The following is a 20,577-nucleotide window of genomic DNA, read 5'->3' on the forward strand; positions in this document are numbered from 1 at the left end:
CTGGGTGTCCCGATTCTCATCCGGCCATCTTGAGCCTGGCACCAAACGGGGGATGAACACCCATGGACGGACTTGAGGTCACCTACATTGGGGCGTTGACGGCCGGCGTGTTGAGTTTTCTGTCGCCGTGCATTCTGCCCATCGTGCCGCCGTACCTGTGCTTCATCGGCGGCGTCAGCCTCGACCAGCTCGAAGGCGAGGCGGACGCGGTGCGGGCGGCGCGCCTGCGGGTGGTCAGCGCGGCCATCGCCTTCGCGTTGGGTTTCGGCACGGTGTTCGTGCTGCTGGGCATCGGCGCGGCGTTCGCCGGCAACATCATCTCGGAGAACATGCACATCCTGGCACCGATCGCCGGCGCCATCATCATTGTCCTGGGCCTGCATTTCCTCGGCGTGCTGCGCATTTCCATGCTGTATCGGGAGGCCCGGTTCCACGTCCAGAACAAGCCGGTGGGCCTGATCGGCGCCTATGTGGTGGGGCTGGCGTTTGCCTTCGGCTGGACGCCCTGCGTCGGGCCGATCCTGGCGGCGATCCTGTTCGTCGCCGGGTCCAATCCGAACCCGTGGGTGGGGGCGTCCCTGCTGGGCACCTATGCCATCGGGATCGGCGTGCCGTTCGTTCTGGCGGCCTTCGCGCTGGGGGCGTTCCTGCGCTTCAAGACCCGGTTTCGCGCCTACATGGGCACGGTCGAGAAGGTCATCGGCGGCCTGCTGGTGCTGACGGGCTTTCTCATCATGACCGGCGGCATGGCCGACATCGCCCAGTGGATGATCGAGACCTTCCCGAGCCTGGGCACGATCGGGTGAGGGCAGGGGGCATGGGGGCGACGGCGCGGCCGCCCCGACCCGTCTCCTACCCGTCGGCGCGGGCCTGTTCGATCAACGCGTTCAGCTGTTCGCCAGAGACCGCGCCGGGCACCAGAGTGCCGCCGATAACGAACGCGGGCGTGCCGGAGACCCCCAACTGCTTCGCCAGCGCGATGTTCTGTCCGAACACCTCGTCCAGCGCCGGATCGTTCATGTCCTTGCGCAGGGCTTCAACATCCAGGCCGACCTCGGCCGCCAGCTGCATGACCGAGGCCTCCGATACGCCGCCCTTCATTTCCATCAAGGCCTTGTGGAACGCCGGATAGAGGTCCTGGGCGCGCGAGGCCACGGCGGCGCGCGCGGCGACCACCGATTCGGGGCCCAGGATGGGCAGTTCGCGGATGATCAGGCGCACGTTGCCGTCGGCCTCGACGGCCTGCATCAGTTCCGGGAACACACGCTTGCAATACCCGCACTGATAATCGGAAAACTCGACGATGGTGACGTCGCCGTCCGGATTACCGAGCACGTCCTCCGGCTCGGCGGCCATCAGGGCCGCGCGGTTGTGGGCGATGGCCGCGCGGGCCTGGGCCGCCTTTTCGGCCTGTTGACGCTCCTGGTAGACCTCCAGCGCCTCGGCGATGATCTCCGGGTCATCCAGCAGGGTCTCCCGCACCAGGGCGCGCACGGCCGCCTTCTGGTCGTCGGTCAGGGCGTCGGCGGCGTGGGCGGGCGTGGGTCCGCCCCACCAGGTCGGGGCGAGCAGGCCGGCCACCAAGGCCCCGGCCAGAATCGGGCGCATCCTCATGACGTCGCGTATCCTCCACAACAGGGATTGGGCTCCGCCCTGGATAATGGGGGCGGGCATGACATGCCACAAGAAATCGGCGCGCCGGTTGCCGACGCCACCGGCAACATTCAGCCGTCGTCCTTGCGGCGTTCGGCCTCGCCGCGGATGTCCTGCAGCCGCAGCCAGGTGGGCGATCCGCGTTTGAGCTGGGTTTCCGCGCGCTCGACGTGGAACAGCGCACGGTCGTACTCGCCCGAGCGCAGCGCGGTTTCGGCCATGGCGTAGTCCGCCTGGGCGGTGTCGCCGGCCCGGCCATAGGCCTGCGCCAGCAGGCGCCAGGCCAGCGCGTTGTTGCCGTCGCGGCTGAGGGCGTTGCGCAGGTTGTCCTGGGCCGGCGTCAACAGCGCGTCGTCACCGCTCTCGATCTGGGCGTGCGCCAGCGCGACCCGCAACAGGGGCTCGTTGGGGGCCAAGGCGACGGCGCGCTCATAGGAGCCCAGAGACTCCCGCACCCGGCTGCTCTCGAACAGCATCTGCCCCTTGAGTTCGTGGAAGTAGGGGTTGTCCGGCTCGTCGGCGATCAGGCCGTCGATCAGGCCCAGAGCCGGGTCGAGTTCGACGGCGCGGTAGTGGGCGATGGCGCGGGCATAGCGGCCGGGGATGTCGTCGCGGTCCTTGTACAGCCGCAGGGCCTCACCCGGCCGCAGCAGGAACCCGTCCAGCTTGGCCAGCATTCGGGCGTGAAGGTTGCGCCATTCGGCCGGCACCGCCCGCCCGTCCTGCGGCACCCGGGCCAGGTGGGCCTCGACGGCCTGGATGCGGTCGCGGGTCAGGGGGTGGGTGCGCAGGTAGGGGGACTGGCTCTCAATCGAAAGCGCCGTCTGATTCTCCATCTCATGCATGAAGTCCAGCAGGCCGGTGGCCGGCAGCCCCTCGCGGTCCAGGGCCTTCAGGGCGAACGCGTCGGCCGACGCCTCCTCGGTCCGGGTATAGGCCAGGAAGTTGCGCAGGGCCGCCTCCTGCATCCCGGTGCCAAGGGCGATGCCCAGGTCGGGGCGCCCGACCAGGACGCCGGCGGCCGTGCCCAGCAGCATCCCCAGGATCGAGGTCGTGCTCAGGGTCTCGATGTTGTCGCCCAGGCGCACGTGATGGCCGCCGGCGATGTGCCCGATCTCGTGCGCGATGACGCCGATCAGCGCCTCCGGCTGTTCCGTTTTGCGGATCAGGCCGGTGAACAGGAACAAGCGGTTGCCGGTGGCCACGAAGGCGTTCAGGCGCCGATCCGCCAGCATCCGGATGGTGACGGCGTCGGGGGCGATGCCGGCGTCGCGGAGCAGTGGCGTGGCATACGTGCGGATGATACTTTCGATTTCCGCGTCGCGAACCAGCGTCTGTGCCCGCGCGGGCATGGCCGCGACCAGCACCATCGCCACAGCCGCCACGGCCATCGACAGGACGGAACCCCAGGGGACCCGGATGCACGCCACCATCGTCTGCCCTCCCTTTGCTCGCCGCTTGCTGCCCGCTTCCGACCCCGGTTCCACGTCCGACAAGGACGGTAGTCACTCCCCCCGGTGGGGTCAACGCGCCCGTCGTCGACGCGGCGCCGCCCTGATGATGGCCGCGATGGTGGTGGGCCTGACCGCGTGTGGCGCGGAACGACAGCCGGGCGTGCTGGGATACGTCGAGGGCTTCGCCGGCGTCGTCGCCGCCGATGAACCGCGCGCCGTCGTCGTTGCGCGTGACGTCCTGTCGTCCGGCGGGTCGGCGGCGGATGCGGCCGTGGCCATGGCCTTTACGCTGACGGTGACGCTGCCGACGTCGGCCGGGCTGGGCGGCGGCGGGGTCTGTGTGGTGCAGGACAAGGACGCCGACGGCGACCCCCGGGTTGAGGTGTTGGATTTTTTGCCGAGCACGGCCGCCGGACACCCCGGCCCTGAGGGCTCTGTCGCCGTGCCCGCCCTGCCGCGTGGGCTGTTCGCCCTGCACGCGCGGGCCGGCGCGTTGCGGTGGGAAGGGCTGGTCGCGCCCGCCGAGTCCCTGGCCCGGTTCGGGGTTCCGGCGTCGCGCGCGCTGGCGGCCGAGGTCCAGGCACTGGGCCTGGGCGTGCCGGTGCATGGCGTGACCGGGCCGGCCGAGGGCCAGCGGCTGCTGAACCTGGATCTGGCGCGCGCGCTGGGCCAGGCGCGGGTCGGCCCGGGCGAGTACTATGGCGGCGCCGTGGCGCGGGAACTGATGGACGCGGCCGCCGGTCAAGGGTTTGCCATTGATCCCGAAGCCCTGCGCGACTGGCGGCCCACGTGGCGAGCGCCCGTCGACGTCGGTTATCGGTCGCACACGGATGCCTTCGCGCCGGTGCCGGACAGCGCCGCCACGCTGGCCGAGCGGTGGGCGGCCCTGGACGACGCCGACGCCCTGCCCACCGGCCCGCAGCCGCTGCCCGATCTGGCCGCCGGAATGCGCACGCGGGGCGCCACCGGCTTCGTGGTGGCCGACAGCTACGGCGGCGCCGTGGCGTGCGCCCTGACGCTCAACCAGCCGTTCGGGACCGGCCGGCCGCTGCCCGGCTTCGGCTTTGCCCTGGCGCCGACACCGACGCCGCAAAGCCCGGACATCGCCGTCATGCTGCGGTTCAACCGCAATACGGGCGTGACGTTGGGCGGGGTGGCGGCGGCGGGCGGCGGGGCCGTCGATCTGGCGGTGCAGGCCGGGGTGCCGGTGCTGAAGGACGACCGATCGCCGCGCGAGGCCGTGGCGGATGCGCGCGCCGGCGGTCTGGGGCGTGCGCTGGTCAACCTGGTGTCCTGTCCCGGCGGCATTCCGCGTCAGCCGAAGTCCTGCGCCGTGGCCGTCGATCCGCGTGGCGCCGGCCTGGGGCTGGTGGTCGGCGGGTCATGAGGCCCGGCGCCGATTGAGTCCCTTCGATAGAGTGAGTGAGCATGGTCCTGAAAGTCGCCGATCGCGCCAAGGTTCCCCCCTTTATCGTCATGGACGTGATGAGCGCCGCCGCCGCGCGCGAGGCCGCCGGCGAACGTGTGCTGCACCTGGAGGTCGGCCAGCCCGGCACCGGCCTGCCGCGCGGCGCGGCCGACCGGCTGGCGGCGCTGATCGCGCGCGAACGTTTGGGCTACACGGTGGCGCTGGGCATTCCGGAGTTGCGCGAGCGCATCGCGCGCCACTATCGCGAGGACCACGGCGCCGATGTGCCGCCAGAGCGCATCCTGGTGACGACGGGGTCGTCGGCGGCGTTCCAGTTGGCTTTCCTGGGGGCGTTCGCGGCCGGTGATCGGGTGGGGCTGGCGGCGCCGGGCTATCCCGCCTACCGGCACATCCTGAAGGCGCTGGGGATCAAGCCGGTGACCCTGCCCGTGGGGGCGGACAGCCGCTATCAGCCGACCGTGCCGGTGCTGGAGGCGGCGGGCGAACGGCTCGATGGGCTGATCGTCGCCAGCCCGTCCAATCCGACCGGGACCGTGGTGCCGCCGGACGACATGCGGGCGCTGGCGGCCTATTGCGACCGGGAGGGGATCCGTCTGATCTCCGACGAGATCTACCACGGCATCGTCTATGGCGAGCCGGCCGTGTCCGCCGCCGGGCTGACACCGAACGCCATCGTCATCAACAGCTTCTCGAAATACTATGCGATGACCGGGTGGCGCCTGGGCTGGTTGGTGGCGCCGCCGGACATGATCCGGCCGCTGGAATGCCTGGCGCAGAACATGTTCATCTCGGCGCCGACCCTGTCGCAGTACGCCGGCCTGTTCGCCATGGACTGTGTGGAGGAGCTTCAGGCCAACGTGGCGCGCTATGCCGCCAACCGGGCGCTGCTGCTGGACGAACTGCCGGCGGCCGGGTTCGACCGGCTGGCGCCGGCGGACGGCGCATTCTACCTGTACGCCGACGTGTCGCGCCTGACCAACGACAGCCAGGATTTCTGCCGGCGGATGCTGATGGAAACGGGGGTTGCCGCGACGCCGGGCCTGGATTTCGACGCCGCCCAGGGCCACCGGTTCGTGCGGTTTTCGTTCGCCGGCGCGACCGAGGACATGGCGGAGGCGGCGCGGCGTCTACGGGCGTGGGGGCCGTAACCGGCGGTGATCACTTCAACTGGGTGGCCGTGCGCAACATCTCGTCGCTGGTGCGGTACACCGTGGCCGAGGTCGAATACGCCCGCTGCGTGGTGATCAGCAGCGAGAACTCCTTGGCCAGGTCGACGGTCGAGCCTTCCACCGCCGACGGCAGGATGGCCGTACTGTCGAACACGTCCCCGACCCCGAACAGGGTCAGTTCGCCGGCCTCGGCCCGGTAGGTGAAGGCGGTGTTGCCGGCGTCCTCCAGGTTCTGCGGCGCGGTGAAGTCGGCCAGGGCGACCTGATACTGAACGCGGTTCTGGCCGTTGCTGTAGTTCGTCATCAGGCGTCCGAAGTTGTCGAACCCGACGCTGGAGACGAACCCGTCGCTGAAGCCGTTGGCCTCCTGGTAGATTTCGGAAAACCCGGAATCGCCGTACTGGGTCATGCCCGTCAGGTCGATGGTGATATCGCTGGAGGTGCCGTCGGCGAACGGCACGGTGACCACCGGGTTCTCCTCTGGCGACTGGTATTTGGCGAATCCGTCGAAGGTCACGTCCGTCGTTTCGGGTAGAGCGGTTGTGTTGCCATCCGGGCCACGCACGCTGTAACTGACCGTCCATGCGTTGCTGCCGATCTCGCCCGGGCTCCAGGTCATCACCAGAGCATAGGGGTCGTTGTTCCCCTCGGCGTCGGGGGTGGACCAGACACGGACCTCGAAGTTGTGGGCCTGGGTGGAATTCGCTTCTACGTTGGCGGCAAACGTGACGTCGTCGGTGACCGATCCCGCCAGGGGGTCGACGCTGTCGACCTGGATCGGCACGAGCGGCCCGGTGGTGTCGACGGCGCCTTCTTCATCGGCGGCCCAGCCCAGGATGAAGTCGCCCGCGCTGGTGGTCAGATAGCTGTTGCCGTCGTCGCCCAGACGCGTGCCCGTTGCCCCGTTGCGTGTGTAGTGCGTCGTGTCCGACAGGTCGAATTTCGGGTTGGTGACGAAGAAGCCGTTGCCGTTGATGGCCATGTCCAGGGCGTCACCTGTGGAGGTGATGATGCCCTGCTGGTCCATGCGGCGGATGTCGACGCTGTTGACGCCGACAAATGTCCCGGTCGTCGTCACATGGTTGACGGTATCCTGCAGGTGCGCGTCGAACGACTTGTAGCCGACGGTGTTGACGTTCGACACGTTGCCGCTGATCCGCTCCATGACATGAGACTGCGTCGTCATGCCTTGGGCCGAGGTGTGCAGGGCGGCAAACACGCTCATGGTCGGGCTCCGTGCGTCAGCGCGTGTGGAACGGACTCATCCACCGCTGTTGAAGCACGAAACGTGCCAGGCCGGAGGCACCGGAACCGGCGCCGGCGGCCGGTTCCCAGGGTCTTTCGTCACTGACGACTGGGCAGACCTTGCCGGGTCGCTGGCATGGCTTGCCGGCCTGCCGGGCGCTCAGATGAGGCCGGCCAGGGGCGAACTGGGATCGGCGTAGCGCTTCTTGGGCATCCGTCCAGCCAGGTAGGACAAGCGTCCGGCCTCGACCGCCAGCTTCATGGCACGGGCCATGAGGATCGGGTCCTTCGCCCCGGCGATGGCGGTGTTGAGCAGCACGCCGTCCACGCCCAGTTCCATGGCCACCGCCACGTCGGAGGCGCAGCCCACGCCGGCGTCCACCAGCACCGGGACCGAGACCGTTTCCTTGATCAGGCGGATGTTGACCGGATTGATGATTCCCAGGCCGGAGCCGATCATGGAGCCCAGCGGCATGATGGCGACACAGCCCAGGTCCTCCAACCGCTTGGCGGCGATGGGGTCGTCGTTGCAGTAGACCATGACCTTGAAGCCGTCCTTGATCAGGGCCTCGGCCGCCTTGAAGGTCTCGGGCATGTCCGGATAGAGCGTCTTCTGGTCCCCCAGCACCTCCAGCTTGACCAGGTCCCAGCCGCCGGCCTCGCGCGCCAGCCGCAGCGTGCGCACGGCGTCGTCGGCGGTGAAGCAGCCGGCGGTGTTGGGTAGGTAGGTGTAGACCTTGGGGTCGACGTAATCCATCAGCATGGGCTGCGTCGGATCGGCGATGTTCACCCGCCGCACGGCCACGGTGACGATCTCGGCGCCGGAGGCTTCCAGGGCGCGCGCCGTCTCCTCGAAGTCCTTGTACTTGCCGGTGCCGACCAGCAGGCGCGAGTGGAAGCGCCGCTCGGCCACCACGAAGCCCTCGTCCTCGCCCGCCTGGGGCGCGGCGGTGTCGGGCGCGCCGCCGCCGATGAAGTGGACGATCTCCAGCGCGTCGCCGTCGCCGACGCGGGTGTCGTCGTACTGGCCGCGCGGCACGATCTCGCGGTTGCGCTCCACCGCGACCTTGCGGGCGTCGAGGCCGAGCGAGGACAACAGGGCGTTCAAGGGCATGGGCTGGTCGAGCGTGCGGGGCTCGCCGTTGATGGTCACCTGCATGGGTCTGTCGGGGTCCGGTTTGGGGAAAGGGAAAGCTGGCCGAGAGTATGGGTCGCGGTCGGGGCGGATTCAACCGGGCCTCCACGCCACGCGCAGCAGGAACGGTGCCCGGGGGGGTGTCCGATGCCGTTGACCGACGCGGGCGCCTGCGGGTAGCCTCCCTTGAAACGGGAGGCGGGAATGGCCAGCGTTGCAGAGATCAAGAGCGCGCTCCTTCAAGAGCGGCAGGAGTTGGCCGACATTGCTGCCTTGGCGCTAACGTCCATGGACACGCTCCTCGCTCTTTCCATGTTCGTCCTCTCTGCGATCGGCCTTCTGATCGCTGTTCTGTCGATCATCGGGGTGGTCTGGCTGGTGCGCGTGGCGAGGCGCAATGCGACCAAGGTTGCGAACGAGCGGCTCGATTCTTATCTTGAATCGCAGGTCTTTCGCGATCTTATGGAATCTATGGTCGCGAACGCGGTGGACAGGAAGTGGCAAAACACCGTTGTCGTGACACGGCTGGATACGCACGATCAGCAGGCGGGCGGACATGCCGAGTTCCCTGCCCCCAGGGGAGCGCGGAGCGATGATTCCCATTGAATATCAGGGTATGTTGGCGCCGTTCATGGAGCCGCCCCCAACCGACGTGCTGGGCGCGGCCCGTGCTCTTGGTCTCGCGGTCTACTCCACGCCTTTGCCTGCCGGGATTTCCGGCGTGCTGGCGCGTGACCCGAGTTACGGCACGGCCTCGGGGTTCGTGATCCTGGTGGACGAAAACGAGCCCGTCGTGCGGCAGCGTTTCTCCGCTGCCCATGAACTCGGTCACTACATTCTTCACCGGGACTCGATCGGCGAACGCGTCGAGGACAACTACATGCTTCGTGCCGCCGGCATGACCAGTTTGCAGGAAACGGAGGCCAACAGGTTCGCCGCAGATCTGCTCATGCCAAGGGAAGCCGTCTCTCTCGCGATGAGCGAGGGCTTCACGACGGTCGACCAACTCGCGGCGCGCTTCAACGTCTCGCGGCTGGCCATGGGGATCCGGCTCGGGTTGCCGACGTGATCGCAGGGCGGCGGGAGACCGCCTACTCGATCGCCCGGGCGAAGGCCAACCGTAGCCCCAGCCCAACGAACACGACCCCGACAACCCGGTCGATCCAGTGGGCGGCGCGCTGATAGGCCCGGCGCATGGGCGGTTGGCCCACCAGCAAGGCGATGGTCGAGAAGACGAGCGCCGTTTCCAGCATCATGGTGGCCCCGTACAGGCTCTTCTCGGTTAGAGAGGTTTCCGGGTCGATGACCTGCGTGAACAGGGCCAGGAAGTACAGTGCCACCTTCGGGTTCAGGACGTTGGTCAGGAAGCCCGACAGGAACGCCGCGCGGCCCCGCATCGCGGGCGCGGTGTCCGCCGAGGGATCGGACTCGCCGCGCGGTTGGGCGCGGAGCGCCTGGGCGCCGATCCAGATCAGGTAGGCGGCGCCCAGCACCTTGAATAGCGTGAACACCACGGCGGACTGGGCGATCACCACCGACAGGCCGGCCAGGGTGTAGAGCACGTGCACCGACAGGCCGCAGGCGATGCCCAGCGCCGTCAGCACGCCGGCGCGAATGCCTCGCGCAAGGGTATTGCGCAAGGTGATGGCGAAATCGGGACCGGGACTGAGAATGGCCAGGATGTTGATCCCCGCCACCATGGCCCAGGCGGTCCAGTCGATGGAGACGGGGATCGGGTCCAGGGTCATAGGGTCGCCTTCTGATGAAAGCCGGGCTCGGCGACGGGCGGGGTCTGCTCGGGGGTGATGCTGGAGACGCGGGCGGCCGGCGGGCCGTCATGGCAGGCCTCAATCATGCGCTCGACGGCCTCTTGGGGGCCCTGGAACACCGCCTCGACCGAGCCGTCGGACCGGTTGCGGACCCAGCCGTCCAGGCCCAGGTCCCGGGCCGATCTTTGGGTCCAGTCGCGGAAGGCCACGCCCTGGACGCGGCCCTTGATGCGCACGCATACGGTGGTTGTCTTGCTGGGATCAGACATGATGCCTCCGTCCGGTGTCGCGTCTTCGGGGCTGGACGTTGCGGTCTGTCGCCCATACATCCTCCGCATCGTCGGGGCAAAGGGATTTCCGCGTCCCGCCTGATGCGCTACAGGTGACCGAACCGCGCGTCGGCGGTCCGCCCCGGTGTCGTCCCCTCAAAGGTGAGGCCATCATGTCCCCTGTGCAAACCCCGGACCCGTCGTCCGGACCGACCCCCGAGGCCGCCGGCGGCGGGCAGGGCCAGTGGCTCAAGCTGGTTCTGGAGGCCGGGCCGCTGCTGGTGTTCTTCCTGACCAACGCGTGGTTCGGCCTGATCACCGGCACGGCCGCGTTCGTGGTGGCGACGGCGGTCTCGCTGGTGGCGTCGCGGGTGCTGATGGGCCGGGTGCCGGTCATGCCGCTGGTGGGCGGTGTGTTCGTGATGGTGTTCGGCGGCCTGACGGTGCTGTTGGACGACGACCTGTTCATCAAGATCAAGCCGACCATCGTCAATCTGTTGTTCTCGGCCATCCTGGTCGCCGGTCTGCTGAGTGGCCGGCATTTCCTCAAGCTGGTGTTCGACGGGGCGTTTCACCTGACCGAGCGGGGCTGGCGCCTGCTGACGGTGCGCTGGAGCCTGTTTTTCGTCGTCCTGGCCGTGCTCAACGAGGTGGTCTGGCGCACGTTCTCCAGCGATACCTGGGTGGCGTTCAAGGTTTTCGGTATCCTGCCGCTGACCCTGCTGTTCAGTGTGGCACAGGTGCCTCTCTTGATGCGCCATCGTGTGGACGAGGCCAAGGAGGCCGGCGCAGAAACGGCCTGACCGCGCGCCGTGGCTATACGCCTGCCAGGCGATGTGCGAAGATCAGGCCAAAGACTTCCGGTCGTCTGGCCCGAGGGGCAAAAGACGGGTCGGCCCTCAACAAATCGCGAGGGCCTGACGGTCCAATGTCCCGCGACGCATCTTTGATCGACTGCTTGGGCGGGGTGCCTGTGGCCGCGCCTGTTCCCGTCCCGGACACAACCAACGGCATGATCGGCCATGACTTCGACGCGCCGTCGTTCCTCGTCCGATGATCCCACGCTGCCGCTGGACGACGCGTCCGCGCCGGCCGGGCTGGAGGACGCGTCGGCGCAGGGCACGCCGGGCGTCGGCAAGCCGCACTACGCCGGACATCGCGCCCGGCTGCGGGAGCGCTTCCTGGCCAATCCCGAGGCCATGCCCGACTACGAACTCCTGGAACTGCTGCTGTGCCTGGCCCAGCCGCGCGGTGACGTGAAACCGCTGGCCAAGGCCCTGCTGACCCGTTTCGGCAGCTTCGCGGAGGTGGTGGCGGCCGAGCCGGAGCGTCTGCGGACCGTCAAGGGGATCGGCGACACGGGCGTCGCCGCGCTGAAAACGGCCGAGGCGGCCGCGGTGCGTCTTTTGCGCGACCGGGTCCGCAACCAGCCGGTGTTGTCGTCTTGGGATCGCCTGCTCGACTACTGCCGCGCCGCCATGGCCTACCGCGACGTGGAGCAGTTCCGGATCCTGTTCCTGGACACCAAGAATCGCTTGATCGCCGATGAACCGCAACAGAAGGGCACCCTCAACCACACGCCCGTCTACCCGCGCGAGGTCGTGCGCCGGGCCCTGGACCTCCATGCCAGTGCCTTGATTCTCGTGCACAATCACCCGTCCGGGGACCCGACGCCCAGCAAGGCCGACGTACAGATGACGTTGCAGATCCGCAATGCCGCCCATGCGGTGGGCGTCTCATTGCACGACCACGTTATTGTCGGTCGTGACGGCCACGTCTCGTTCAAGGCGCAGGGACTGCTGTGAGACCGGGGGCTGTGTGCGTTTTTGCTTGAATTGTCGGTAATTTTGGATCAACACTATTGCCCACATCCTGGGGGCGGGAACTGGGCCAATACGAAGCGGGGCGCGCGTGCTAGAGGAATATTCGAATATCGTCCAACTGGTCGAACGACTGCACCGTCACTTTTTGGATGTCCTGCGCACGGAATTGCGGCGTGTCGGGAACGAAGAAATTAATGCGGTGCAGGCTTTGTTGCTGTTCAATATCGGCGAGGACGACGTCGTGATCCGCGACCTTCGCGATCGCGGGTACTATCACGGCTCGAACGTGTCCTATAACATCAAGAAGCTCACCGAGATGGGGTATCTGTCGCAGGAGCGCAGTCCCCACGACCGCCGCGCCACACGGTTGCAGTTGACCGATCGCGGGTTCGAGATCCGGCGCGTGGTGGCCGAGTTGCAGAGCGTGCTGGTGGAGCGCCTGGGGCGCAACGGTGTGACGGTGGAGATGTTGCGCGGCGGCTCGAAAGCCCTCGAACAGATCGAACGCACCTGGACCGACTACGTCCGCTACGGTCGGGACTGACGCTGACCGCGAGGGTCAGTCGGCGGTCGTCAGCCAACGATGTTCAACAGGGTGTCCTGCTTCTCGTCGGCCGTGCGGATCACGGTGGCCGCGCTTTCGTAGGCGCGGCTGGCGTCGTTCAACTCGACGATCTCGCCCGCGAGGGAGACGTTCGGCATCGCCTCCGTTCCGCCGGCGCCGTCGGGGACAGGGATGTACGCCGGGTCCACCGGTTGTACCGTGGCGCGCACGCCTCCCATTCCCTCTGACACAGGCGCGACGCGGTGCGGCGTGTAGCCGGTGTATTCGCCCGCCGGGTCCAGCGAGGTTCGGTTGGTGGCATTGACGAGGTTGTCTGCGGTCACCGCCACACGCGTTTCGGACAGCCTGAGGGCGGACACTCCGATGGACAGTGCGTTGATCATGGCAACAGGGTCTCCTGACCATAAGCCTTCTGGCGTGAGTGCCGGGGCGAGGGTACGGTTTCGCGTCCGCGTTAACTATTGTTTTTAGAGCAGATTCACGTGAACACTCTGAAACACGAGGTGATTCAGATTGTTCACGATCTGCTCTAGAATCGCCGGTCCAGGCGTTGTCCCAACAGGTCGCGCGGTTGTGTGTTGGTGACGGCCTGAATGGCCCGGTCATAGACGTCAACGGCGCGGACGATCTCGCTGCGGATCGGCGGTGACAGGTCGCGCAGACCCACGGCGCCGGATCGCGTCGCGGAGTCGGTGATCCGGTACGGTGTCAGCACGAAACGGGGGGCGTCCTCGGCGGCGCCTCTGTCGTCATCCGATTTGCCCGCGAGAGCATCCCGTTGACGCTCGGCGCCGGACCACAGGTCCTCCATCGCCGCATGGTCGTCGGCCGTCCGCGCCCTGGTGGGGGTGGCCCCGGTGATGGCCTCGACGAACCCGATTGAGCCGTCACCCTCACCCCTGCCGCCTTGGCTGGCGCGTACCGCCGTCGCCCGCGATGAGATCGAGGGCGTGGAAGCAACAGGGCCGACGTTTGACGTCGAAGTAGCCATCCTGGCGTCCCGGCGTTCTACAGGTGACCGATCAAGGGTGCCGCAGGTCCCCATGGTGGGGGCGCGGACCTTCACGATAATCCCTTCAACTATGGGGGGGAATGGCCTCCCCGTCAATGATCGATCGTTAAGAAAGACTTAAGTCATACAAAGAGAAGGGAAAAGGGCGCGCCGTGGGCTGGTGGCGGCGCGAAAGCCCCGGTTTCGGCTCTTGCGGGTTGGGTCTGAGCCTGTAGGATGGCGCCCCGCGCGCCGGTTTCGTTGTGTTCGTCGTGACTGTCAGGAGCCCCTTGCCATGCCCCAATCGCTGCACGTCCAGGTGTACTGTCCGGACCGCACCGGCCTGGTTTCGGGTCTGACGGCGGCGCTGTACGACCTTGGCGCCAATCTCGGCGATACGCGGTTCGCGGTCCTGGGGCAGCGGGCGGAGTTCTCGGCGGTGGTTTCCGTGCCCGATGACACCGACCCCGCGCAGGTCCGCGCGGCGCTCACCGATGTTCCCGAGGCGCGGGAGGCGGAGGTCTCAGTGACGCCGTACGACGCCTGGGTCAACCCCGAGGGCGGACCGGCCATCACGCATCACGTCTATGTGACCGGCGTCGACCGGCCGGGCCTGGTGGCCCGCCTGGCCGAGGTGTTCGGCGATTTCGACGCCAACATCGCCACCATGAACGCACAAGCGATGCCCAACGAGAGTGGCCACTACATCATTCGCTTCGCCGTCGCCATCCCGTCGGGGCGGGCGCACTCGTGTCTCGCCACGGTCTCGAACACGGCCGAATCCCTGGGCATGAGCTATCGTGTCGAGCATCTGCTGACGTCCGACGCGCGCTGATCCTGAACGCGGGCCGTCAGGTCGGGGCCAGCACCGCCAGCGTCGGCGCCAGCGGCAGGGCGGCCAGCACCGCCAGCAGATCGGGCCGGGGCAGGGCGATGCAGCCGGCGGTCGGGCTCAGGCCGTGCGGTGCCGCCGGATCGGGCCGAGCGCAATGCAGGAAGATGGCGCTGCCCCGGCGGGGCTGGGGCGGGGCGTCGTTGTACCCGAGCACGACCACCACGTCGTACAGGCCATCGTCCCGCCACAGCGTTTCATGACGGGCGGGGTGGGGGAGGGCGACGAGCCGGTTGTAGTCGGCGTGGTCGGGGTCGTCGCACCAGCCCATGGCGGGGTCGATGGGCGTGACCAGCAGCCCGGACTGGCCGACGGCGGGCGGGGTGTCCAGGCGATCCGGGCGCCAGAACAGCCGGCGCAACGGCCACTGCCCGACCGGCGTGGCGCCGTCGCCCTCGCGCTTGTCGGTGGTGAGGCCGCCGCGTCCCAGGGCGCAGGGCAGGGCCCGCTGCCCCTGCCGGAACCATCCGTCGGCGGAGACGGTCAGGGCGGCCTCTGTCTCCGGCGTGGCGGGACCCATCGGGAAATATCCGGATCAGGCGGTCAAGACGCCGCGCCGGTGTCGGTCTGGCGCTGGGCGTCGTAGCGCTGCATGGCGTCCATGACTCTCTGCGAGAACCACGGCTGGCTAACAACCGGGCCGGACGCCGAAGCCGGCGCGTCGGCCCCGCGCTCGGAACCGTTCGCCTCGGCGATCGGCAGGGCGCGGAAACTCGGCGCGGCCGTGGTCATGGGTTCGGGGGCGGTGGCCGTGCGCGCCGCGTCGTCGGCCAGGCGGCGCGCGCGGCTGTCGGCGGCCATGGCGGCGCGCTCGCCGCGTTCCAGCAGGCCGGCCATGGTGGCCTGGTCAGGCAGCAGGCGTCCAAGGTCGGCGGCGCTGAGGCTGTTGACGGCGGCCCGGGGACGCCGCGAGGTGTCCTGGCCCCCACCCTCGGCGCGCCGATTGGGGTTGGCCCGGTAGTCGGCCAGGGTGAGCCCGGTCGGGCGATCCGTGGCGGGCTCCGCCGCCCCTTGGACGGCTGACAGCCGCTCGCGCAACGCCGCGCGGCCGCGCTCGATGTCCGTGGGCATGGCCGCCTCGGCCCGGCCGCCTGTCTGGCCGGAGCTCTGCGGCCGAGGGGCGGCGACACCGGCGTGGGCGGTCTGTTCGCGTCCGGGATCCTGGGAGGAATTCTGGGGCATGTCCTGGCTCTGCTGGTCGGTGCTGGCGGGCGTCGTGGCGGCAATGGCGTCGCGTGGAGTGCCGTCGAGCATGGCGGTCAGGGTGGCGGCGGACCCGGGGCGCGCGGTGGTTTCTGGGCGAAGTCCGCCGGTGTTGGTCTGGGCGATCATGGCCGAGAGCGCGGCCGAGCGGGCGCCGTCCAGGACCGGGGCCGTTTCCCGCAGGCCGCGCGCGGCGGCCTGCTCGGCGGCCATCTGCCCCGCCTCTGAGGCGAACAGAAAGGCGCCGAGGGGCGTTGACGACATGGCCAACCCCGGTGGCACCGATCCGGCGGCGGTCGCGCCCCCCAAGGCAGGCGTGCCCGGCGCCGTCTGGCCGGCCAGGGCCGTGGCGGCGGCTGTACCCGGCCCGGCGGCCAGCGCCTGTGCCGCACCCCCGGTGCCGCCCAGCAGGTCGTGCCCGAGCGGACCGGCGGTGGAGGCCAGATTCTCCGCGTCACCCACCACGCCAGCGTCGGTGTCTGGGGTGGAATGATCCCCGGTGAAGGCGGCGAGGACGAGTTGGGCGGGCTCCTTGCCGGTGCTTTCCGTCACGACCATGGTGGCGATGCCGGCCAACGCCCCGATGCCACCGCCGTAGAGCGCGCTGCCGGCCACCTGGGCGTAGGACTTGATCTCGTCACCCGTGATTTCGCGATAGATGCTGCCGATGATGGGGATGTGCTGCAGCGGGTTGATGATGTCGAGCAGGTCCCAGAAGCTGAACTGCTCGACGACCTCATCGAACGTGTAGTACGGCTGGCCCTCGTATACGGGACGAGGGGCCACGCGGTACGTGGGTCCGGCGGTATCGCTGGCGACGGCATCAACGGACATGGGGGTGTCCTCCTTGGGGGATCGCACAGCAAGCCGTGTGCCATTCTGGGGCTGGATTGAGCCGCACGGGATCTCGATCCGTTACCGGTACCACGGCGTCCCGCGATGGGCTGCCACCGGCAGGAATGGGCTGCGTTGAGGGGCGTACCCGGCAACCCTTGCCGGGTGGGCGGACGGCGCCGGCCCATGATCGCGCCACATTCCGCGCCTATGGTCCCATCATCCGGCGCGGCCCTGCCGCGTCCGTTCCATTTGCATCCGATCCCGAGGAGGTTCGATGTTCCGAGCGTGTCGCCGTGTCCGTGGGCCAGGCGTGGCCGTGTGGTTGATGGTCATGACCGCGATGCTAGGTGGCGTCGTGGGCTCCGGTCCGGCTTGGGGGCAGGCGCCCCAGCCCTATCTGATGACCACGCAGGAGGCGGTCCTTCTCAAGGAAGCCGCCGCCTACCTCAACAGCATCCGCACCATGCGCGCCCGCTTCGCGCAGACGTCGTCGACCGGCAACTATGCCGAGGGCACCGTGTATCTGCAGCGGCCCGGGCGGTTGCGGATCGAATACGACCCGCCCGCCGAGGTCCTGGTGGTGGCCAATGGGTCGAGCCTGATCTATGAGGACGGCGAGCTGGACCAGGTGAGCTATATCGGGATCGACGACACGCCGCTGGGGCTTCTGCTGCGCGAGTCCGTCGAGTTCACGGATCCGGAAATCACCGTCACCGACATGCGTCAAAGCGCCGGCCTGCTGGACATTTCGATGGTCCAGACCGATGACCCCGGACAGGGAACCTTGACGCTGCGGTTTGCGCTGCAGCCGATGGAACTGCGGCAATGGAAAGTGCGCGATGCGCAGAATGTCGAGGTGATCGTGACCCTGTTCACGCCCCGGTTCGGGGTCGATCTGGACCCGGACCTGTTTCACTACGCCCAACGGCCGGGGATCCGGCGGGCCGATTGAGTCTGCTCGGGCTAGCGTTATGCGAACTTCGCATGAGGGACATGCGTGCGCCAGGGTTTAAAAATGTCCAAGCCCTCTTATGTGAGATGCATACGGAGGCGGGATCGTGAGACACCGCCTCCGAAGCGAGGTGACCGGCATCCCCCCCCGGCCGGACCTCGCGCTCCGGCAACGGAGCCTTGGCGCCCGGCCCCTCCCCCTGGCCGGGCGCCTTTCCGTTTGTGACCAGAACACACCGGATTGGAGGCGCGGATGCCCAAAGGGATGCCGAGTGGCATGACAAGAGCTTTTGGCCTGTCGTTCCTGGCGACGGTGCTTCTGACCGCTTGCGCCGGTGACGATGGCGCGCAGTGGACGAAGCCGGGCGTCACGCCATCCCAGGCGAGCGCCGACAGTCGTGCCTGCAAGCGCCAGGCGGACGATCACGCCATGCGGCGCGCCCATCAGCCCGACCGTGTGACCTCCGGCGGTGGATACGGGGCTGGCGGCGGTGGTCTCGACCCGATGGCCCAGGTGGATCGCGTCGAGGCGCGCGAGGCCTACCGGTCCTATTACGCCGCCTGCATGGAGGCGCGCGGGTATGCACCCGGGCGCTGACCTCGTCGCCCCTGCACATGCGTTGTGTGGGGCATGAGAAAAGCAACCTTGTCGGGACCGGGCGGCTTCGGCAGTGTGGTCGTCTTTCACACGGTTCCCCCTGGACTGTTCCGAGCCGGCGCCCGCGACGCACGACGCGGGCGGCCCGCCCTACATCGAGTCCCGCCATGTCTGCCTCACCGTCCGCGTCCGCCCCTGTTTCCGACGATCCACCGCCCGCCTCTGCGTTGACCCCGCGCGTCCAACTGCTGGCCGGCGTGCGGGCCATCCTGCCGCTGATCCCGGGTGTCATTCCGTTCGCCCTGGTGTCCGCCTACGCCGCGCGCGAGGCCGGCCTGACGGTGGCCGAGGCGCTGGGCCTGTCCACCATCGTCTTCGCCGGCGCGGCACAGATGGCGTTCGTCTCGCTGCTGGCGAGCGGCGCGATTGCCCCGGTGATCCTGTTGACGGTGCTGGTCATCAACCTGCGCATGGTCATGTATTCGGCGTCACTGGCGCCGCACCTGCACCGCGAGCCGGCGTGGCGCCGGCTGCTGATGGGCTATCTGCTGACCGACCAGGCGTTCGCCGTCAGTATCACCCGCTTCACAGAGGCCCAGACCCAGCCGCACAAGGGGTGGTTCTACCTGGGCAGCGCCGCGCCGCTGTGGATCGTCTGGCAGGTCTTCACGCTCGCCGGCCTGCTGTTGGGCGCGCGCGTGCCGCCCCAGTGGGGCCTGGAGTTCACCGTGCCGTTGGTGTTCCTGGTGCTGCTGGTGCCGGCCATCCGCGACCGCCCGAGCGCCGAGGCGGCGCTGGTCGGCGGCGGGGTGGCGACCGCCCTGGCGGCCATGCCCTACAACTTGGGACTGATCGCCGGCGCCGTGGCAGGGATCGGCTGGGGCGTCCTGGCCGAGGAGCGGCGTGACCGGCGTGACCGACGTGACCGACGCCAGCGCACGCAGCGGGAGGCGGCGTGATGGGAGACCTGTTCGAACAACCCTTCTCGGCGCCCGTGCTGTGGGGCCTGATCGTGGCCTGCGGGTTCGGCACCTGGATGCTGCGCCTGTCGTTCATCCAACTGGCGGGGATTTGGGCGTTGCCGCGCTGGTTGTCGCGAGGCTTGCGCTACGTGCCGCCGGCCGTTCTGGCGGCGCTGGTCGTCCCGGCCATCGTTCAGGCCGACGTGCTGTTCACGCCGGCCTGGGACTGGACGCGGCTGGCGGCCGGCCTGGCGGCGGCGGCGGTGGCCCTGACCAAGCGCGTGGTGCTGACCTTGGTTGTCGGCATGGCGGCATTGTGGATCTTCATGGGACTGGCGTGATATGGGGACTTTGGCAGTCGAGCCATACGCGACCGTAGGGGCGCCATGAGCGAAGCGTTCGAGACCGAGGACCTGACGGTGTCCGTGGACGGCGTTCGGCTGCCGGCGCGCTGGGTGCGCCCGTCGGCCGACACGGACAGTGAGACGCCGGTGCTGGTGTTCCTGCACGAGGGACTGGGCAGCATCGCACAGTGGAAAGACTTCCCCGAGGCCCTGTGCCGGGCCACCGGGCTGCCCGGCTTCGTCTATGAGCGTCAGGGGCACGGCAACGCCGATCCGCTGAACCACTGGCCGCGTCCGATCGGGTATCTGGAAACCGAGGCCGAACACGTCCTGCCCCGGGTGCTGGATGCCGCCGGGATCGAACGGTTCGTCCATGTCGGCCACTCCGACGGCGGCTCGATCGCCCTTCTGCACGCGGCGTTGCGACCGCAAGGGCTTCTGGGCGTCGTCACCGAGGGCGCCCATGTTGTGGTCGAGGACGTCACGCTGGACAGCATCCGCGCGGCGCGCGACGCGTTCCGCCATGGCGACCTGCGGACGAAGCTGCAACGCTGGCATGGCCGCAATACCGACGGCGTGTTCTGGGGCTGGAACACGACCTGGCTGCATCCGGCCTTCGCGGCGCGGGACATCTCCGACCGCCTGCGGGCGATCCGGTGCCCGCTGCTGGCGATCCAGGGCGAGGACGACGAGTACGGCACGCCGCGCCAGGTGGAAGCCATCTGCCGGGAGTCCGGCGGCCTGACGACGCCCATGATCCTGCCGGAGTGTGGCCACGTGCCGCACCATCAGGTCCGCGACGCCGTTCTGGCGGTGGCCGCCTCGGCCATCGAGACGTGGACGACGCCGTAGGGTCGGCCTCACCAAGCGACCACCCGCGAGACTCCCTCAAGCAAAACTCGCTTCTTCGACGCGTTTTGGGCTTGATGCCAGCCGACCGAAGTCATGACTCGTCGCCGTTCGCCGGGCGCGGTGCCGACGCGGGAGATCCCTCGGCTCGCTTCGCTCGCTCGGGATGACGATTTTCTTTAAAAAACAAACACATACGTCATCCCGAAGCGTCCGTTAGGACGCGAGGGATCTCCCAAGGCCGTGTGTCGACGGTCCGGAAAACGTGTCGCGATTTCCGTCGCCCGGTATGAGTCCTCGTCATGTGTGACCGTTGTCATATCGCCCCGCAACACGTCCGAGTCGCGTAATGATTTTGCGACATAATGAAAATCGTCTGAATTTTAAATGAAATTAAGTGTGTTTTCGAAATGAGTTCAGGTGTTTCGTTTTCCTGGTG

24 protein-coding genes are annotated in these 20,577 nt (G+C 68.3%); 14 read left to right on the top strand and 10 right to left on the bottom strand.

Translation table 11 applies throughout. The annotated features are described in order from the left end of the window. Nucleotides 1-62: 62 nt before the first annotated feature. Nucleotides 63-806: a cytochrome c biogenesis protein CcdA gene (locus Q0309_RS17150; protein WP_299444144.1), complete on the top strand. Its 744-nt coding sequence runs from the start codon at nucleotides 63-65 to the stop codon at nucleotides 804-806. A gap of 46 nt (nucleotides 807-852) precedes the next feature. On the opposite strand, the gene Q0309_RS17155 is transcribed toward Q0309_RS17150, so the two are convergent. Then, nucleotides 853-1,614 (bottom strand): DsbA family protein, encoded by a 762-nt coding sequence (locus Q0309_RS17155; RefSeq protein WP_299444148.1) that lies wholly within the window; start codon nucleotides 1,612-1,614, stop codon nucleotides 853-855. A 110-nt stretch (nucleotides 1,615-1,724) separates the two neighbouring features. Continuing rightward, the gene (locus Q0309_RS17160) at nucleotides 1,725-3,086 is read right to left on the bottom strand and encodes a M48 family metalloprotease (protein ID WP_299444151.1); all 1,362 of its coding nucleotides are present in this window, start codon (nucleotides 3,084-3,086) and stop codon (nucleotides 1,725-1,727) included. A 124-nt stretch (nucleotides 3,087-3,210) separates the two neighbouring features. Between Q0309_RS17160 and Q0309_RS17165 the strand changes: the two genes are divergently transcribed. Both Q0309_RS17165 and Q0309_RS17170 read left to right on the top strand, forming a co-directional pair. Beyond that, complete coding sequence (locus tag Q0309_RS17165) at nucleotides 3,211-4,494, top strand: gamma-glutamyltransferase (protein WP_299444154.1); 1,284 nt, start codon at nucleotides 3,211-3,213, stop codon at nucleotides 4,492-4,494. 41 nt (nucleotides 4,495-4,535) lie between these two features. Further along, on the top strand, nucleotides 4,536-5,684 hold the full coding sequence (locus tag Q0309_RS17170) for an aminotransferase class I/II-fold pyridoxal phosphate-dependent enzyme (RefSeq protein WP_299444157.1): 1,149 nt from the start codon (nucleotides 4,536-4,538) through the stop codon (nucleotides 5,682-5,684). A gap of 10 nt (nucleotides 5,685-5,694) precedes the next feature. On the opposite strand, the gene Q0309_RS17175 is transcribed toward Q0309_RS17170, so the two are convergent. Next, complete coding sequence (locus tag Q0309_RS17175) at nucleotides 5,695-6,930, bottom strand: flagellar hook protein FlgE (protein ID WP_299444160.1); 1,236 nt, start codon at nucleotides 6,928-6,930, stop codon at nucleotides 5,695-5,697. A gap of 180 nt (nucleotides 6,931-7,110) precedes the next feature. After that, nucleotides 7,111-8,109, bottom strand: a complete 999-nt coding sequence (gene thiS / locus Q0309_RS17180; protein WP_299444163.1) for a sulfur carrier protein ThiS — start codon at nucleotides 8,107-8,109, stop codon at nucleotides 7,111-7,113. A gap of 180 nt (nucleotides 8,110-8,289) precedes the next feature. Between thiS and Q0309_RS17185 the strand changes: the two genes are divergently transcribed. Next, a complete protein-coding gene (locus Q0309_RS17185; protein ID WP_299444166.1) occupies nucleotides 8,290-8,691 on the top strand; it encodes a hypothetical protein in 402 nt (133 codons plus the stop codon). Continuing rightward, nucleotides 8,678-9,154 (top strand): ImmA/IrrE family metallo-endopeptidase, encoded by a 477-nt coding sequence (locus tag Q0309_RS17190; RefSeq protein ID WP_299444169.1) that lies wholly within the window; start codon nucleotides 8,678-8,680, stop codon nucleotides 9,152-9,154. Before Q0309_RS17185 ends, Q0309_RS17190 begins: the two co-directional genes overlap by 14 nt. A 22-nt stretch (nucleotides 9,155-9,176) precedes the next feature. On the opposite strand, the gene Q0309_RS17195 is transcribed toward Q0309_RS17190, so the two are convergent. Next, a complete protein-coding gene (locus Q0309_RS17195; protein WP_299444172.1) occupies nucleotides 9,177-9,833 on the bottom strand; it encodes a LysE family transporter in 657 nt (218 codons plus the stop codon). Then, nucleotides 9,830-10,123 carry an acylphosphatase gene (locus Q0309_RS17200; protein WP_299444175.1) on the bottom strand — a complete coding sequence of 98 codons (294 nt, stop codon included), beginning with the start codon at nucleotides 10,121-10,123 and terminating at the stop codon, nucleotides 9,830-9,832. The genes Q0309_RS17195 and Q0309_RS17200 overlap by 4 nt, the downstream gene beginning before the upstream one ends. A gap of 173 nt (nucleotides 10,124-10,296) precedes the next feature. Here Q0309_RS17200 and Q0309_RS17205 point away from each other — a divergent pair, with 173 nt between their 5' ends. The 3 genes from Q0309_RS17205 (at nucleotide 10,297) to Q0309_RS17215 (ending at nucleotide 12,490) form a co-directional block, all read left to right on the top strand. Further along, entirely contained in the window at nucleotides 10,297-10,926 is a 630-nt protein-coding gene (locus Q0309_RS17205) for a septation protein A (protein ID WP_299444178.1), read from the top strand. Nucleotides 10,927-11,145: 219 nt separating this feature from the next. After that, nucleotides 11,146-11,928 (top strand): DNA repair protein RadC, encoded by a 783-nt coding sequence (gene radC, locus Q0309_RS17210; protein ID WP_299444181.1) that lies wholly within the window; start codon nucleotides 11,146-11,148, stop codon nucleotides 11,926-11,928. 106 nt (nucleotides 11,929-12,034) lie between these two features. Continuing rightward, a complete protein-coding gene (locus tag Q0309_RS17215) occupies nucleotides 12,035-12,490 on the top strand; it encodes a MarR family transcriptional regulator (RefSeq protein WP_299444184.1) in 456 nt (151 codons plus the stop codon). Nucleotides 12,491-12,519: 29 nt separating this feature from the next. Here the strand turns inward: Q0309_RS17215 and Q0309_RS17220 are convergent, their stop codons facing one another. Continuing rightward, nucleotides 12,520-12,894 carry a flagellar basal body rod C-terminal domain-containing protein gene (locus Q0309_RS17220; RefSeq protein WP_299444187.1) on the bottom strand — a complete coding sequence of 125 codons (375 nt, stop codon included), beginning with the start codon at nucleotides 12,892-12,894 and terminating at the stop codon, nucleotides 12,520-12,522. Nucleotides 12,895-13,040: 146 nt separating this feature from the next. Beyond that, on the bottom strand, nucleotides 13,041-13,502 hold the full coding sequence (locus tag Q0309_RS17225; RefSeq protein ID WP_299444190.1) for a hypothetical protein: 462 nt from the start codon (nucleotides 13,500-13,502) through the stop codon (nucleotides 13,041-13,043). Between the two features lie 295 nt (nucleotides 13,503-13,797). On the opposite strand from Q0309_RS17225, the gene Q0309_RS17230 reads away from it, so the two are divergent. Continuing rightward, a complete protein-coding gene (locus tag Q0309_RS17230; RefSeq protein WP_299444193.1) occupies nucleotides 13,798-14,337 on the top strand; it encodes an ACT domain-containing protein in 540 nt (179 codons plus the stop codon). A 16-nt stretch (nucleotides 14,338-14,353) separates the two neighbouring features. Here Q0309_RS17230 and Q0309_RS17235 read toward each other — a convergent pair whose 3' ends face one another. Continuing rightward, the gene (locus tag Q0309_RS17235) at nucleotides 14,354-14,914 is read right to left on the bottom strand and encodes a L,D-transpeptidase family protein (RefSeq protein WP_299444196.1); all 561 of its coding nucleotides are present in this window, start codon (nucleotides 14,912-14,914) and stop codon (nucleotides 14,354-14,356) included. Between the two features lie 23 nt (nucleotides 14,915-14,937). Continuing rightward, nucleotides 14,938-16,431: a hypothetical protein gene (locus tag Q0309_RS17240; RefSeq protein ID WP_299444199.1), complete on the bottom strand. Its 1,494-nt coding sequence runs from the start codon at nucleotides 16,429-16,431 to the stop codon at nucleotides 14,938-14,940. 334 nt (nucleotides 16,432-16,765) lie between these two features. Here Q0309_RS17240 and Q0309_RS17245 point away from each other — a divergent pair, with 334 nt between their 5' ends. The 5 genes from Q0309_RS17245 to Q0309_RS17265 all read left to right on the top strand — a co-directional run bounded on the left by Q0309_RS17245 (nucleotide 16,766) and on the right by Q0309_RS17265 (nucleotide 20,141). After that, nucleotides 16,766-17,386, top strand: coding sequence for an outer membrane lipoprotein carrier protein LolA (locus Q0309_RS17245; protein ID WP_299444202.1), 621 nt, complete (start codon nucleotides 16,766-16,768; stop codon nucleotides 17,384-17,386). Nucleotides 17,387-17,662: 276 nt separating this feature from the next. After that, nucleotides 17,663-17,983, top strand: a complete 321-nt coding sequence (locus Q0309_RS17250; RefSeq protein ID WP_299444205.1) for a hypothetical protein — start codon at nucleotides 17,663-17,665, stop codon at nucleotides 17,981-17,983. A 167-nt stretch (nucleotides 17,984-18,150) separates the two neighbouring features. Next, a complete protein-coding gene (locus tag Q0309_RS17255; RefSeq protein WP_299444208.1) occupies nucleotides 18,151-18,942 on the top strand; it encodes an AzlC family ABC transporter permease in 792 nt (263 codons plus the stop codon). Beyond that, nucleotides 18,942-19,286: an AzlD domain-containing protein gene (locus tag Q0309_RS17260; protein WP_299444211.1), complete on the top strand. Its 345-nt coding sequence runs from the start codon at nucleotides 18,942-18,944 to the stop codon at nucleotides 19,284-19,286. The genes Q0309_RS17255 and Q0309_RS17260 overlap by 1 nt, the downstream gene beginning before the upstream one ends. A gap of 45 nt (nucleotides 19,287-19,331) precedes the next feature. After that, nucleotides 19,332-20,141: an alpha/beta hydrolase gene (locus Q0309_RS17265; protein WP_299444214.1), complete on the top strand. Its 810-nt coding sequence runs from the start codon at nucleotides 19,332-19,334 to the stop codon at nucleotides 20,139-20,141. The last annotated feature ends 436 nt before the right edge of the window (nucleotides 20,142-20,577 follow it).

This window comes from uncultured Rhodospira sp., assembly GCF_937138205.1.
GTDB lineage: Bacteria > Pseudomonadota > Alphaproteobacteria > Rhodospirillales > Rhodospirillaceae > Rhodospira.